This is a genomic window from Streptomyces sp. NPDC102406 (assembly GCF_044765725.1).
GTDB lineage: Bacteria > Actinomycetota > Actinomycetes > Streptomycetales > Streptomycetaceae > Streptomyces.
Genome location: NZ_JBIWKP010000002.1, coordinates 54,458 through 68,873 on the forward strand (window position 1 = coordinate 54,458; position 14,416 = coordinate 68,873).

Below are 14,416 nucleotides of genomic sequence, written 5' to 3' on the forward strand. Positions count from 1 at the left end.
ACGACGCCGTCCACCCCCGCCGGAGGAACCACCGTGACCACTGACATCCCCGTTTCCGTTTCCACGCACGATGCGATGACATCGCCCGACATCCCGCCGCGGTTCGACGTCACGCACTGGCCACTGCGGGTGGAGGAGTACCTGCGCAAGACCGAGAACCCGCTGCACCGCGCCATGCTGAAGAACTACTACCGGCATCTGCTGCTGGAGCTGTCCGGCTACTGGGATCAGATCATCGTTCCCGAACTGACCATCGAGCAGCCCGCCTACCGGGTCTCCGACCATGGCACCGTCGCCGTACTGAACGGCAAAGAAGCGGTGGAGGAGTTCTACCGCGAGACCTACGAAGCGCGCGTGAACGTCATGGGGGCACGCACCATGAACATGTGCGTGGAGGACTTCGGCGTCACCACCGAGGCGTACTGGGCCCACGTGGTGCCGGGCCAGTACCTCATCGACCAGGGCCATGTCGCCGACGCGGACCCCGACGCCCACTACCTGATGAACTACAACATTTTTCAGGTCTTCGCCTACACCACCGACGCCAAGCTGATCGGCGAGCGCATCTACGCCGACGCTGCCAGCTACTCCTACGAGAAGCTGGCACCGGAAGACGTGGTGACCCCGGAGCAGGCGCGTGCGGCCCTTGCCCCTCTTCTGGAACGGGCGACGCTCGACTGAGGCCAGGAGCGGTCACCCGGGGTCGAGGTCCTGTCTGCCGCGGAGCTGACGTCGTGAGGTGATGTCGAGCTTGCGGAAGATGTTGCGCAGGTGAGCGTCCACAGTGCGCGGGCTGAGGAACAACTGCATCGCGATCTCTTTCGAGGTCGTGCCGATCGAGGCGAGGTGCGCGATATGCAGTTCCCTCGGCGTCAACTGCCGCAGCGGGTCATCGGGCCCGCGTCTCACCGACTCACCGGTGGCCTGCAGTTCCTTCGCCGTCTGAGCGGCGAAGGCTCCGGCGCCCAGGGAGGTGAACGCCTGGTGTGCGGAGCGCAGATGACCGCGCGCCTCCCGTCGTCGCCCGGCACGTCGCAGCCACTGGCCGAACAGCAGGCGTGCCCGGGCGGCGTGCAGGATGAGGGCGCACTTGTCCAGATGGCTGATCGCGGTCAGGAAAAGCTGTTCCGCTCGCTGGTGGTCCCCCGCGGTGATGGCTCTGCAATAGGCCTCGATGCCCTTGGCCCAGTCGGTCCGGGCAGGCCCGGTGAGTTCGACGAGCGCGTCCAGCGCGCGGTCGGCCTCTTCCTTGTGCCCACATCGTGCCGCGGCTTCCACCAGTTCCGCCAAGGCGCCGCCGGTGATGGCGAGTTCGTCGCGCTGCACCGCCAGGCGCGCGGATTCCAGAGCAGCCGGGTACTCCGACAGAGCGTTGCACAACACTGCGAGGGAGCGGTGAGCCATGGCGATCACCGGGCCGTCGCCCCGGGCCATCGCCTCCTGCAGAGTCCGCTCCATGAACTTCTTCTTGGAAGCCGTGGCCCGTACGGATTCGAGGTGGAGTTCCGCGCAGGGTACGGGTGTCGTACCGATGACGGAGACGATCGCCTCTTCCTCCGCGATGAGCGCGGTGGCCTCCGTATGGTTGCCGGCCTGCGCGGCCAAGGTCGCCATCATCGACAGCCCCACGGAGAGGTTTCCCAGGGATCCCGCCCTCCGGGCGGCTTCGACCTGAGCCCTGGTCAGTGCCAGATAGGCGCCGTCCTCCCAGCTCTCGACGGCGATGAGCAGGGCGAGGAAGGGACGCCGCAGCCATACGGAGTCATGGGGGTCCGCGATCGCCTGCCGCAGCAACGGCGCCGCCGCCGTATGTCCTTCGTCGAACAGGGCCAGCAGACCCCGCAGCACAAGGTCGATAGTCCCTTCGGGCCCGGCCGGCGCGGGTGCCCGGCGCGCCGCCTCGATCGCCACACCCATCTCGGGGCTGTGCCGACCGATCGTCGCGGCAGCGGCCAGCGCGTCCACCAGGCACTCGCGGGCCAGCTGTGCGTCGAGTGGTGCCACCCGCTCCGCGATGTCCACCAGCATGCATGGCGTCTCTCGCACCCGTTGCTGGGCGAAGGCGACCTGGCAGCGCACCAGATCGGCCCGGGCGTCACGCAGAGGCTCCGCCGGACCGGTCCGCGCCTCGACGGCGAGGCGCTCCGCCTTCTCGTAGTCCCCTGCCTCGAACGCCGCCTGGGCGGCGCCGAGAGCACGCTGGGCACGTACCGCCGGTTCCGGACTGAGCAGCGCGGCACGCTCCAGGAACGCCGCGGCGGCCGAGGTGCCGGCGCGTGTTTGAGCGCGTACGGCCTGTCGTTCCAGAGCTACGGCGATGTCCTCGTCCGGCGACACCACTGACTGCGCGCGGTGCCATACTCGCCGGTCCTCGTCCGCGGCTGTCCGTATGCACTCGGCCAACACGCGGTGCGCGCGGCGGCGTTCAGCCGGCTCCGCGACCCGGTAGACCACCGAGCCGACCAGAGGATGCCGAAAGCGCAAGGAGCCTTCCGCCACGGTGACCAGGTCGGCGGCCTCGGCGGGAGACAAAGCGTCGTCGCCGACCCCGAGCCGTTTTGCGGCGCTCCACACCAGGGCCGTGTTGCCCGTTCCTTCCACGGCCAGGACCAGCAGGAGCAGCCGCGTCGCTTCGGGCAGCTTCTCCAGACGTTGTCCGAAGCTGTCCTCGATACGGCCCGACAGCGACGCGGCTTGAGGAAGCCCGTAACCACCGGCCGCACGTGAGGGTCCGACCGTCCGCGGGAGTTGCAGCAGAGCCAGGGGGTTTCCCTGCGCTTCGGCCAGGATGCGCTCGTGCACCCGCTTGTCCAAGGGGGCGTGGAAGGCCGACGTGAGCAGAGTACGCGCTGCCCCGTCCGGCAACCCGGACAGCGCTGTGCGAGGAAGGCGGGCCAGCTCGGGAACGCTGTCCACGTCCCGGGTCGCGAAGGCCAGGGCGATCCGGTCACTGCTGATCCGGTTCGCGACGAACGCGAGGACTTGGGCAGAGGCCCGGTCCAGCCACTGGGCATCATCGATCACGCACACCAGCGGGCGTTCCTCACCCGCGTCAGTGAGCAGTGTGAGGAACGCCAGCCCCACCAGAAGACGGTTCGGTGCTTCCCCTTCCACCATGCCGAACACCACCTGCAACGCCCGGCGTTGCGGCTCGGGCAGCCGCTCCACTCCCTGCAACAGCGGTGCGCACATGGTGTGCAGCGCCGCGTACGAGAACGCCGCCTCGAATTCCAGTCCCGTGACCCGCAGCACGGTGAAGCCTTGCAGTTCCGCGAAGGCATGCTGCAGCAGGACCGTTTTCCCGATACCGGGCTCGCCCGCGACCACCACTGCGCCGCCACGGCCCGCCGCGGCTTCGGCGGCCAACGCACGGAGCCGGCCGGTCTCCCTCTCACGGGCCAAGAAGCCCGTAGATCCCAGGGATTGACTGATCATGTGGTGAAGCATCGCATGGTAGATCCATCCTTCCGAAATGACCGCTACACGGCTTCCAAGCTCATCACCGGTAGAGCCACCGGCCGAGAGCTTTGGTGAGCCCGGGCATGACGGCGTAGGACATGAGGCTGCTGAAGAGGACGGCTATCAGCGCTGTGCGCACAAGCAGCGGCAGATCGCCCAGCAGGGGTTGGAGAACGGTGCCCGCGAAGAGCGAGATGGGGAAGATGCCGAGGACCGCCGTGAGCGTCATCTTCCAGCGGGGCGGCGCCGCCTGCACGGAGCGGCCCGGAGGGACGAACCAGCCCTCGATGCCGCTCAGTCGGCGACGGTCGACCTCCCTGTGGTGACCGTCGGCCCGGTCGAACCAGGCGGCACGCTCCTCGGAGTCGTCCCATCGGGCGTGCGCCTCCGCGTCACGGAAGCGGTGGACCAGGAACCACGGCTCGCCGGGGCCGTTGGGCCGGAACAGCCCGTATCCGAGGTGCCCCGGGAAAGCGGCGGCAGCGGTCAGGATGCCCCTGGCCCACCGCTCGAAATCCGCCTCGTGCCCGGGGTCCACCTCGCGGGCGATGAGCAGGCCCACTTCTCCCGAGGGCGTGGGGGCCGATCGCCGCTCTTGGTCGGCGAGCTTCGTCATGGCTGACTCCTCATCCTGCGTGGCACGGGCGACACGGATCGTCCTCGTGCCGTGTACGCCGGTCCGGTCCTGCTGCGCGCGACGGGCCTGCGGCCCCCGGCGGAGCGGTTGTCAGTGGGCCGTTTGTCCGCCGTCGACGGGAAAGACTCCGCCGGTGGTGAAGGAAGCCGCGGGCGAGGCGAGGTAGAGCACCATGCCGACGATCTCCTCGGGGTCGGCGGCGCGGCCCATCTGCGGGCCCGCCATGACGATCTCGCGCTTGACCGGATCGTCGAGCCACGCCTGCGTCATAGCGGTACGGGTCAGGCCGGGCGCCAGCGCGTTGACCCGGATGCCGGCCTTCGCGTAGTCGACGGCAGCGGCTTTGGTCAGTCCGATGACTCCGTGCTTGGCCGCCACGTAGGGCGCCATGTCCGGGTCGCCGATGATCCCGGCGATCGAGGCGGTGTTGATGATGGCGCCGCCGCCCGCGGTCTTCATGTGGGCGATCTCGTACTTGAGGGAGAGGAAGACGCCCTTGAGGTCGACGGCGATCGCCTTGTCGAAGTCCTCCTCCGACTGCTCCGCCAGCGGGGCCGGCGGTACGAAGACGCCCGCGTTGTTGAAAGCGATGTGAAGGTCGCCGAAGGTGTCCACAGCCGTCGAGACGAGCCGGGCCACGTCCGAGGCGCGCGTCACGTCGGTGGGGACGAACAGGCCCCGTCCCCCCTCCTTCTCGATGAGGTCGACGGTCTCGCTGCTGCGCTCGTCGATGTCGCCGACGACGACTGTGGCGCCCTGCCGGGCGAACCCCAGGGACACTGCCCGGCCGATGCCGGTGGCGCCGCCGGTGACCAGTACTACCTTGTCGGTGAAATCGAAGAATTGTTGCGTCACGCTGTCCAGCTCCTGACTGAAGGTGCCGATGAACGGCCGGTTGCCTCGGGCCCCCCGGCGGGGCGCTCGAAGAAGGCGAGCGCCCGGCCGGGGGCGGTCGGGGTGTCAGAAGGTGACAGTCACCTTGCCGCGGATGTGCTTCGACGCGAAGTCGACCAGGGCCTGACCGGCCTGGTCGAAGGAGTAGTCGCTGTCGATCGGGACGCGCAGTCGGCCCGCGGCCGCCAGCGCCGCGAGTTCTTCGAGTCGGCCCTCGGGGGTACGGGTACCGCTGTAGACGGCGGTGACGTCCCGCTCGAAGGCGGATGGGCCGCCGAGGGGAGACACGATCCGCCCCCCGGGCCTTGCCGCGGCGGCCGTCGCAGCCAGCGCGGGACCGGCGTTGGCGAGGTCGATCACCACATCGACGCCCTCGCCCATCAGTCGGTGCGTCTCCTCGGCCACCTCGACCTTGCGGTAGTCGAGGACGTGGTCGGCACCCAGCCCACGCAGGAACTCCTCGTCCTCCGAGAGTCCCGTGGCAACCACGATCAGACCCGCGTGCTTGGCGAGCTGGACCGCATAGGAGCCCACGCCACCGGCCGCTCCCACGATCAGGACGCTGCCACCCTGGGGGGCACGGGCCTCGGCCAGCAGGGCCGCCGCCGTGAGCGCGCCGGTGGGCAGGGCCGCCCCCTGAGCCGGACTGAGTCCGGCAGGACGCCGCGTCACAGAGGGAGCGTCGTTGATGACGATGTATTCGGCCAGGGCTCCGGCAGTCACACTGTTCCACGCGATGACGGCGTCGCCGACGGAGAAACGGGTGACGTCCGCCCCGACCGCCTCGACCACACCGCTCACGTCCACACCGGGGACGAAGGGGTGCCGCACCGGCAGGGAGTCCCGCATGGCGCCCGTCACGAGCACCTTGTCGACGGCATTGAGTGCGGTGGCCTGTAGCCGGACCAGCAGTTGGCCCGGGCCGGGGACCGGGGTGGGCAGGTCCGCGAACTCGAGGTCCTCGAGCGGGCCGTACGCCCTGGCGACAAGTGCCTTCATGACCGTTCTCCTGACGTGTTCGCACGGCCGCCGAGATCTGTCACGGCCGACTTGGGTGGAGGCCGGTGCAACCCCGACCACTTGGGTGATGCGTCAACAATAATCATTGTTGTTGATGTGTCAACAATTGGAGTGGCGGCAAAGTCGCCTGCTCCGCACGTCCGGCATACGCGCACGTCAGTCCGTGACGCGGCTGGCGGACCGGTAGCGCCACGGCTCGTACTCCGGGTGCCGGTCCGCCCACGCGACGATGAAGGGACAGACAGCCAGGAACTTCATGTTCGTCTCCCTGACCATGTCCAGAGCCGACTTGGCCAGCGCGGACCCGATGCCTCGCCCCTCGAAGGCCGGGAGCACCTCCGTGTGCACGAAGGCGAGCAATCCCTTGGCGCGGATGTACTCGACCACGCCTGCGAAATGTCCGTCCACGTACGCCTCAAGACGGTTCTTGTCGTCCACCCTGACTACCTTGACCGGGTCTTTCTCGCGCTCCATGGCTTCTCCGTCTCACCCAGGTTCAGCGACGAACCACCGACGGTCCGCTCCGGGTTCCACGCTGCCAGGCGGGCCCGCGGCGCCACATCGGCGATCACCGCCTAAGAGATTCCGCGGGTAGAGGACGAGGTGCCATGGTCGGCGGGCTGGCCGTGTGTCCCAGCGCTGGTTGGTCCAGGCTTCGCGGATGAGGCGTCGGATCACGATGATCGCGGTCATCAACGCGAGCAGTGCGTTGAAGACGACCGCTCGACGTTCCGTGCAGGACAGGGTGAAGTTGAAGCCGGGGCTGTACCAGGAGTTGGTGCGCTCGACGGCCCGGCGGCGGGTGTGATGGATCGGGAGCACGGCGCCCTTGGGCTGGATCCGCCACTCACAGCCGAGATCGGTCGGCGGTTTGCGGGTGACCGAGGAGTCGTAGCCCGCGTCAAGGTGCACCGTGATCTGCTCAGGCAACGCGAACTCGAAACGCCCGAGCTTCTCTGGCGTCGGGCGCAGCAACGGGAGTCGTGCGAGTTCGCCCGCCGGCTACGACGCACTCCAGCGGGATCCGGCGTCCGTCGGTCATCCGTGACCACTTGATCCCGAGTTTTCCTCGGTCGAGCGGTGACTTCCCGGCGACCTCGCCACCGCAGGGCGATGTGGGTTCTCAGGCTGTGCAGGCCGAGGCCGAGGACTCGTCGAAGCCGGCGGTAACCCGGACTACCGGGAGCCCGCCTCAGGGCGCGACTTGTAGAAGGACTCCTCCAGGTAGGCGACCTCGTGCGGCTGGTAGGGCTCCTCCAAGTAGGCGGCCTCGTCCTCGTCGAGTGCGACGTCCACCGCGGCGAGTGCGTCGGCCAACTGGGCCGGCTTGGTGACCCCGACGATGGGCGAGGTCACCGCCGGGTTGCGCATGACCCAGGCCAGGGCGACCTGGGCCGGGGACAGACCCCGCTTGCCCGCGATCTCGTGGACGCGCTCGGCCACTGCCTGGTCCCCGTCGCGGTAGAGGATCTTGCCGCCCTTGTCGGTATCGGCACGCGCCGTGGCGGTTTCCCGGACCCGGGTCAGCCTGCCCCGCGCCAGCGGGCTCCACGGGATCACGCCGACGCCCTGGTCGACACAGAGCGGGAGCATCTCCCGCTCCGCTTCCCGGTGGATGAGGTTGTAGTGGTCCTGCATCGACACGAACCTGGTCCAGCCGTTCACATCTGCCAGATACAGGGCCTTGGCGAACTGCCAGGCGTACATGGAAGAGGCTCCGATGTAGCGGACCTTCCCGGACTTGACCGCGTCGTGCAGCGCCTCGAGGGTTTCCTCGATCGGGGTGTCGTAGTCCCAGCGGTGGATCTGGTACAGGTCGATGTAGTCGGTCCCCAGCCGCTTCAGGGAGGCGTCGAGCTCGGCGAAGATCGCCTTGCGGGAGAGCCCGGCACCATTCGGGCCGGGGCGCATCCGCATCCAGACCTTGGTGGAGAGAACGACCTCCTCGCGCCGGGTGAAGTCCTTGACCGCCTGGCCGACGATCTCCTCGCTGCTTCCGGCGCTGTACCCATTGGCCGTGTCGAGGAAGTTGACGCCGCCCTCAAGGGCCTGCTTGATGATGTCCCGGCTGGCGTCCGCGCCCAGCGACCAGGGCTCGCCACCCCGCTCCGGCTCGCCGAAGCTCATACAGCCGAGGGTGATGGCGGAGACTTCCAGTCCGGTCGTTCCGAGTTTGATGTATCGCATGCGCCGAAACTAGGAGTTGGAGTGCGCTCTAACGCAAACTCGGAGGCGTAGGGCATGCTAACGCTGGTCCGGGCGGCGGTATCGCAGCACTCGCGACCGCGCCCCTACCCGCGAGATCCCTGAAGCAACGCCAACGCTTCGGGCGGCGACCGTGTGCCGGGCGGATTCACTCCCGGGCGGCGAGCAACGACACAGGGCTGTGCCTGGTGGCGATCCACGCGGCGGACACGCTCGTGATCACGGTGACCAGCAAGCAGGCGCCCCCGATGCCCGCGGCCAGAGCCCAGGGCACCCCCACGGCAGGTGTTCCGACGACCGAGGCGGCTGTGACGGCCATCGCCGTCAGGGTTCCCGCGGCGGCCACCGCCCCGAGGAGAAGTCCGATGACTGCCACCGCGCCCGCTTCCAGTCCTGCCGCGCTCAGAACTTGGGCACGAGTGAAGCCGGTGACCCTCGCGGAGGCGAAGTCCGTACGCCGGTCGGACACGGCCATCACCACCGTGTTGATGACTCCGAGGAAGGCGAACAGCCCACCCAGACCCATGACCGCGGTCAAGGTGCCCGCATTCGCCGACGCGCGGTCCTGCGCGTCCCTGGCCGCCCACTCGGACAGCGTCGACACCGTACCGATCCGTGCCAGCTCGGCTTCGACGGTCGCGGTGTCCGCACCGGGCCGCACGGAGACGAAGCTCCGAGACGCCGCTTCCTCCAAGGTCTCGGCCGACAAGAGCCCGACGGGAATAAGCAGGGCGGCCCCGCCGCCCATCCGCTGGGGAACCGTGTGCGACACCGGGAGCCGTCCCAGGTCGGTCTCTCCCACCCGCACTCCTACGCGGTCTCCGGCCGAAATGCCCACCGCACCCGGCCCGGCAGCCACCGCGCGGTCACCCAGGGCGGCCAGCGAGGTACCGCCCGAGTGCACGCGCGCGTACTCCCGCGGACGGACCACGAGCGCTCGGTTCAGCTCGGTGAACGCCATGTCGCCGTTGCCGGTCGTCAGCGAGACGGGCACATCGATCTCCGTGGACGTCAGCGCCACACCGCGCACGGCGGTCAGCCGCGCTCCCACGTCGCCGCGGGCGTCCACCACCAGGTCGGCCAGCGTGTCGCGTCGCTGCTCGCTCACGGCCGCCGCGGCCATCGAGTCGAAGGCCGCGGCCTGACCGAGGACCAGCCCGATCAGGACGACCACCGGGGCGGCGGTGGAAGCACTGCGCCATCCGTTGTCACGCAAGCCGGCTTTGGCGAACAACGCGACCGTCGAGGCTGACCGTGTCGGCAGCAGCCGGACAAGAGCGGGCACCACCACCGGGCCGAAGCAGGTGAAAGCCAGCACCGCGCAGATCGAGACGGACATGGCCATCGCCTGACCACCTGCCGGACCGGCCAGCGGAGCCAGAGCGATCAGGATGACCGATCCGAGCAGAGACACAGACCCCGCGCCCGTCCGGAGTCGACCGAGGGACCGGACCGTGGTGTCGGTGTCCCGCAGTGCTTCGAGCGGCCGGATGTGCCCGGCGCGCCGAGCGGCGAAGTAGACCCCGATCAGGGCCAGACCCAGGCCCGTCGCCACAGAGACCCCCACAACCCAGATCCGCCACTGGCCGGCGAAGCCGGCCGGGACGAACTTCAGCTCGCGCAGCACCCATTCCTGTAGACGCATGACCACGACACCGAGCGGCACTCCCCCGGCCACGCCTATCAGACCAAGGAGGGTTGCCTGCCCCATCAGCAGACTTCTGATCTGCTGCGCCGTAGCACCCGTCAGCCGGAGCACGGCCAAATCACGGCGGCGCTGAGCCACGGTGAAGGCGAAGGTCGAGCTGATGATGAAGATTGCCAGGAAGGCCGCGCAGCCGAGCATCACGGAGATGACCGTGGCGGCGACCAGGGAACGCTGGTCGAAGTCCATACCCTCCAGCGCGGACGCGCCCCGGGGAGGATCGAGGGTGGCCGCGGAGAGGAGGAGAAGCAGAGAGGACTGCACCAGGGCGGCACCCAGACACACCGACAGAACAGCGCCGACGAACAGTGTCCAACGCTCGGTGAAGCTCGCCCAGCTCAAACGCCACACGTCAGGCCTCCAGGGCGACGAGGTGATCGGCGAGGGTGCGGGCATCGGCTCCGATGTACTGATCGACGATGCGGCCGTCGCGCAGGAAGACCGTGGTGTCGGCTCGGGCGGCCGCCGCTGGGTCATGGGTGACCATGATGATGGTCTGCCCTTGCTCGGCCATGTCACGGAGAAGCGCCAGAACGTCGGCCGCGGATCTGGAGTCCAGAGCCCCTGTGGGCTCATCGGCGAAAAGGACTTCCGGCCGTGTGATCAGTGCTCGCGCGATGGCGACGCGCTGCTGCTGACCGCCGGAAAGCTGTTTCGGCCGATGACCGAGTCGGTCGGCCAACCCGACGGCGGCCAGGGCCTCGCGCACACGCTCGGTGTCCGGGCCCGCGTGCCCGAGTCTCAACGGCAGGGCCACGTTCTGTTCCGCGGTGAGGGCGCTGATCAGATTGAAGTTCTGGAAGATGAAGCCGAGGCGTTGTCGCCGCAGCAGGGTCAGCTCTCGCTCGGTCGCGGTGGCGATGTCCGTCGTACCCAGCCAGACGGTTCCCTCGTCGACGCGCTCCAGTCCGGCGGCGCAATGCAGCAGGGTCGACTTGCCCGAGCCCGAGGGGCCCATGACCGCCGTCCAGGTCCCCTGTTCGAAATCGGCGCTCACCCGGTCCAGAGCGCGCACCCTGTTCTGTCCACTGCGATAGGAGCGGCTGACGTCCAGTAGAGCGACAGCCGCCGTCGCGTGAGGTCTTGTAGTAGTGGCCAATGCGTTTCCGCCAATCTGCGCACAAGTGAGCTGTAGAACAGGACACCGGCGCGGTGACGGATCACGGCGACCGGGTCTCGCTGCGCGGTCTTGCGCGGCATACCTCACAGGATCGACGCGAGGGACAGAGCCGGACATCGGCAAAGTGTGCGTAGATCCCCATGTGGCCGGAGCCCTCGGACGCAAGACGGAAACAGGCCGCTGATGGAAGCAAGAACGCGGCCGCCCTGCGCCTCGGCCGACGGCGCCAGGAAGCCGTGCACAAGTTTCTGGTAGTGGCCTGATGCACGGTTTGCACTGCCTGACGGACGTTCACGGACTTGAAACCTCACGTAGGTGACGATCGCCGATGTCCCGGCAGGGGGCCGATGCCAGCGTGGTCAGCAACAGGTGCGGGCGGGCCGCACGTCGAAGACTCACGGGCGCCGACCGGGCGCCTCAGGTCCGTCGGCCCGTCGGTCAGGGCAGGTTCGCGCTCGCGGGGCCTCCCCAGCACCTCTGTCGCCCTCAGAGCCTCATCGTTCAGGAGCTGTCTCGGTGAAACATGCTGTCGTCGTCGGAGCGGGTATCGCAGGGCTGCTGGCAGCCCGGGCACTGGTCGGTGTCTATGACCGGGTGACGGTGTTCGAGCGGGACGAGTTGCCCGCGGGGCCGACGAGTGTCGAGGACAGCGAGGCGCGCCGGGGCGTTCCTCAGGGCAGACATGCTCATCTTCTGCTGGCGCGCGGTCTCATCGCCATGGAGGAGCTGCTTCCCGGGCTGACCGAGTCGCTGCGGCAGGAGGGCGTTCTCGCTGCCGACCTCCAGCAGGACATGCGGTGGACCGGCAACGGCTCCACCGTTCGCCGCGACAGTTCCGGGCTGCGCACCATGCTGGTGAGTCGTCCGGGACTCGAAGCCGGGCTGCGACGCCGGCTGGCGGCGTTGGGCGGAGTGGACGTCCTGGACCGGCACGAAACGGTCGGGCTGCTCCGCGCTTCCGGCACCCGTGTGGTCAAGGGTGTGTCGGTACGGGCCGTAGGGGAAGACCGTCCGCCTCGTGGCGTCACAGCCGATCTTGTCGTGGACGCCACCGGGCGCGCGTCGCGCGGGCCCACCTGGCTGGCACAGGCCGGGCTTGCCGTCCCCCCGGCCGAACGTTCTCCGATCGACCTTCGCTACACCACACTTCGGTTCGAGGCCACGACGGATCGTCTCTCGGGTGACCTGGGGGTCGTGGCCACGGCGACCGGCACGGTGGCCCGGGGGATGGTGGCCCTCGCACAGGGCGGGAACGAGTGGGTCGTCACCCTCCAGGGCCGGGGCGAGGACGCCCCGCCCACGGGCAGACAGGGATTCCTCGACTTCGTCTCGTCACTCGGCGTCGCGGATGTGCGGGACGCACTGGCCGGTCTTCGCCCCGTCGGCGAGGCGGTGCCCGGCCGGTACCCCGACGTCACGAGCCACCACTATCACTCTCTGGAGGAGCACCCGTACGGCTTCCTCGCTCTTGGAGACGCCTTCGCGGGCCTGGACCCCGCTCACGGTCAGGGGATGACCTCGGCCGCGGTCCAGGCATTGCTGCTGCGGGAGTGCCTGCTCAAGGGAGAGGAGTGCGTCGAGTCCTCGTACGCCGGTCTGGCGGCGGAGCTGACCGGCACACTGAGGGCGGGCGGTACGGCCTCCTACGCGCCGGTGGGCGCGGACGAGCGGTGGCGGACACGGGTCTCCCAGCGCGACTGGTACATGGGCCTCGTGTACGAGGCCGCGGCGAAGGACACGGAGGTCGCGCGGACCCTGATCCGCCTGGCACATCTGCTGGAACCGCCAGGAGTGCTCCTGCGGGACGACTTCCGGCAGCGGATTCTCGCTCTCACCACCGAAGCGCGATGAATCAACGAGTCGCGACCCTGGCGTCTCGGACGGCCGCGAGGACGCTGTCGAGCAGGCCGGGAAAGCGCGCGTCGAGATCTTCGCGACGCAGACTGTGCAGGATGATGCGGCCTTCCCGGCGCGCCCACAGGACGCCTGCCTCACGCAGAACATGCCAGTGACGGCTGGCGGTGGACGGCGACACGTCGGGCAGCACGGTTGAGCAGGTCAGCTCCTCTCCGTCGGCCAGCCGCTCGATGATCTTCAGTCGAGTGGGATTGGCCATGGCGTCCAGTACGGACTCGATACGTAGGTCCGCTCGGCCGGGATGCGTCAAAGCTTTCACACTTCGAGTCTACGCATGTTCGCGGACTGACGAAGTGATGTGCCGGACCTCACACGTCGATTATTTGGCATCGGCCACCCCTCCACAGTTCAATAGTTCACACAAGCACGAACTAACGAACTAACGAAGGGTTAGTGATGAGCGCCTACATGGTCATCAGCGTCTCCCCCCGAGACGAGGAGAAGATGCGTGACTACGAGACCAGGACACTCGAGGTGGTCTCACGCTACGGAGGCAAGCCCGTCGCACGTGACACGGACTGCTTCGTCCTCGAAGCCGACCAGCGCCCCAGCATCGGGGTGATCCTGGAGTTCCCCGACAAGCAGGCCGTCCTGGACTTCTACAACTCGGATGACTACAAGCCCCTGAAGGAGTTCCGGCACACCTTCGCGACCGCCAGCGCCCTGGTGGTCGACTCCATCTGATCCACACGTCGCACGTACAGGACCGGCCGGACCGCCGTGGAGCGGTCCGGCCGGTCCTGTACGTGCCGGGCACCGATATCCGCTCACATCTGGTCACCGACAGGGCGCGCTAGGCGAATATCACCGAAGCGGTCGTCACGTGGTTCGAGGCACGGTGGCATCCCGTGCGCGAACCCGCGGAGACGTATCGTGCCCGCTCCCTCGGCCGATCCCTTCCGCCCTCGCGCGATCCGGCCGCCGCCACCGGGCTTCCGCTCGGTCTGCCGGACGGGGATCGAAGGAGAGCGCACGTGGAGCAGTCATGCCGCCTCGGGCAGCAGACGCAGGTCACCTTGCATGTCACTGTGCCGAGGGATGACAAACGCGATTCACGTACCTGCGAACTGTGGATCGTGCGCGTGAGCGACGGGGTGTACGTCCGCGCGCTGCACGGTCCGCGTTCGTGGTGGTACAGACAAGTGCTGACCACGCCCGCGCAGTTGTGGTGTGTGGAGGGCATCGTCGACGTGCGGTTCGAACCGGTCGAAGACCCTGCCCTGCTCGATCTGATCGACTCTGCCTACGAGGAGAAGTACGGGCTGGGTTGGCCGGGGCCGGTTGGCTTCATCACTACGGCGGACGCGCGTGCGGCCACATTGCGCGTCATCCCGACACCGGACCCGGACGGGACCTTCGCGCCCCGGACCACCCGCTGAACGGGCTCGTCATCGAGGTGGTCGCATGAGGTCGCGCTGCCAGGAGAAACCACTGCCCACCGCTTGCCCAGCCGATCCAC

Annotated in this window: 13 protein-coding genes and 1 pseudogene; 4 read left to right on the plus strand and 10 right to left on the minus strand. The window is 68.4% G+C overall.

Translation table 11 applies throughout. The features are described 5' to 3' along the window. Positions 1 to 75 precede the first annotated feature (75 nt). Positions 76 to 681, plus strand: coding sequence for a hypothetical protein (locus ACIRF8_RS08850; RefSeq protein ID WP_404212470.1), 606 nt, complete (start codon positions 76 to 78; stop codon positions 679 to 681). Between the two features lie 12 nt (positions 682 to 693). Here ACIRF8_RS08850 and ACIRF8_RS08855 read toward each other — a convergent pair whose 3' ends face one another. From ACIRF8_RS08855 to ACIRF8_RS08895, 9 genes and pseudogenes are all read right to left on the minus strand, one after another. After that, positions 694 to 3,435: an AAA family ATPase gene (locus ACIRF8_RS08855; RefSeq protein WP_404212471.1), complete on the minus strand. Its 2,742-nt coding sequence runs from the start codon at positions 3,433 to 3,435 to the stop codon at positions 694 to 696. A 64-nt stretch (positions 3,436 to 3,499) separates the two neighbouring features. Next, positions 3,500 to 4,075: an antibiotic biosynthesis monooxygenase gene (locus ACIRF8_RS08860; RefSeq protein ID WP_404212473.1), complete on the minus strand. Its 576-nt coding sequence runs from the start codon at positions 4,073 to 4,075 to the stop codon at positions 3,500 to 3,502. A gap of 111 nt (positions 4,076 to 4,186) precedes the next feature. After that, positions 4,187 to 4,951 (minus strand): SDR family NAD(P)-dependent oxidoreductase, encoded by a 765-nt coding sequence (locus tag ACIRF8_RS08865; protein ID WP_404212475.1) that lies wholly within the window; start codon positions 4,949 to 4,951, stop codon positions 4,187 to 4,189. A gap of 105 nt (positions 4,952 to 5,056) precedes the next feature. Further along, positions 5,057 to 5,989 carry an NADP-dependent oxidoreductase gene (locus ACIRF8_RS08870; RefSeq protein WP_404212477.1) on the minus strand — a complete coding sequence of 311 codons (933 nt, stop codon included), beginning with the start codon at positions 5,987 to 5,989 and terminating at the stop codon, positions 5,057 to 5,059. Between the two features lie 177 nt (positions 5,990 to 6,166). Further along, on the minus strand, positions 6,167 to 6,484 hold the full coding sequence (locus ACIRF8_RS08875; protein WP_404212478.1) for a GNAT family N-acetyltransferase: 318 nt from the start codon (positions 6,482 to 6,484) through the stop codon (positions 6,167 to 6,169). A 183-nt stretch (positions 6,485 to 6,667) separates the two neighbouring features. After that, positions 6,668 to 7,124, minus strand: a pseudogene (locus ACIRF8_RS08880) (IS5/IS1182 family transposase); the annotation flags it as partial. 62 nt (positions 7,125 to 7,186) lie between these two features. Then, positions 7,187 to 8,197, minus strand: coding sequence for an aldo/keto reductase (locus tag ACIRF8_RS08885; protein WP_404212480.1), 1,011 nt, complete (start codon positions 8,195 to 8,197; stop codon positions 7,187 to 7,189). A 166-nt stretch (positions 8,198 to 8,363) separates the two neighbouring features. Next, positions 8,364 to 10,271 (minus strand): FtsX-like permease family protein, encoded by a 1,908-nt coding sequence (locus ACIRF8_RS08890; protein ID WP_404212482.1) that lies wholly within the window; start codon positions 10,269 to 10,271, stop codon positions 8,364 to 8,366. A 1-nt stretch (position 10,272) separates the two neighbouring features. Beyond that, positions 10,273 to 10,926: an ABC transporter ATP-binding protein gene (locus ACIRF8_RS08895; RefSeq protein WP_404214230.1), complete on the minus strand. Its 654-nt coding sequence runs from the start codon at positions 10,924 to 10,926 to the stop codon at positions 10,273 to 10,275. Positions 10,927 to 11,556: 630 nt separating this feature from the next. Here ACIRF8_RS08895 and ACIRF8_RS08900 point away from each other — a divergent pair. Then, positions 11,557 to 12,891, plus strand: a complete 1,335-nt coding sequence (locus ACIRF8_RS08900; RefSeq protein WP_404212484.1) for an NAD(P)/FAD-dependent oxidoreductase — start codon at positions 11,557 to 11,559, stop codon at positions 12,889 to 12,891. A 1-nt stretch (position 12,892) separates the two neighbouring features. Here the strand turns inward: ACIRF8_RS08900 and ACIRF8_RS08905 are convergent, their stop codons facing one another. After that, positions 12,893 to 13,156 (minus strand): ArsR/SmtB family transcription factor, encoded by a 264-nt coding sequence (locus ACIRF8_RS08905; protein WP_404212486.1) that lies wholly within the window; start codon positions 13,154 to 13,156, stop codon positions 12,893 to 12,895. A gap of 197 nt (positions 13,157 to 13,353) precedes the next feature. Between ACIRF8_RS08905 and ACIRF8_RS08910 the strand changes: the two genes are divergently transcribed. Next, positions 13,354 to 13,641 carry a DUF1330 domain-containing protein gene (locus ACIRF8_RS08910; protein WP_404212488.1) on the plus strand — a complete coding sequence of 96 codons (288 nt, stop codon included), beginning with the start codon at positions 13,354 to 13,356 and terminating at the stop codon, positions 13,639 to 13,641. A 290-nt stretch (positions 13,642 to 13,931) separates the two neighbouring features. Further along, entirely contained in the window at positions 13,932 to 14,336 is a 405-nt protein-coding gene (locus ACIRF8_RS08915) for a DUF2255 family protein (protein ID WP_404212490.1), read from the plus strand. Positions 14,337 to 14,416 lie beyond the last annotated feature (80 nt).

Bases quoted from the DNA above. Each gene is read 5' to 3' on its own strand.
- ACIRF8_RS08850 (WP_404212470.1), top strand. From the start codon at position 76: ATGACATCGCCCGACATCCCGCCGCGGTTCGACGTCACGCACTGGCCA.
- ACIRF8_RS08855 (WP_404212471.1), bottom strand. From the start codon at position 3,435: ATGATCAGTCAATCCCTGGGATCTACGGGCTTCTTGGCCCGTGAGAGG.
- ACIRF8_RS08860 (WP_404212473.1), bottom strand. From the start codon at position 4,075: ATGACGAAGCTCGCCGACCAAGAGCGGCGATCGGCCCCCACGCCCTCG.
- ACIRF8_RS08870 (WP_404212477.1), bottom strand. From the start codon at position 5,989: ATGAAGGCACTTGTCGCCAGGGCGTACGGCCCGCTCGAGGACCTCGAG.
- ACIRF8_RS08875 (WP_404212478.1), bottom strand. From the start codon at position 6,484: ATGGAGCGCGAGAAAGACCCGGTCAAGGTAGTCAGGGTGGACGACAAG.
- ACIRF8_RS08885 (WP_404212480.1), bottom strand. From the start codon at position 8,197: ATGCGATACATCAAACTCGGAACGACCGGACTGGAAGTCTCCGCCATC.
- ACIRF8_RS08905 (WP_404212486.1), bottom strand. From the start codon at position 13,156: ATGGCCAATCCCACTCGACTGAAGATCATCGAGCGGCTGGCCGACGGA.
- ACIRF8_RS08910 (WP_404212488.1), top strand. From the start codon at position 13,354: ATGAGCGCCTACATGGTCATCAGCGTCTCCCCCCGAGACGAGGAGAAG.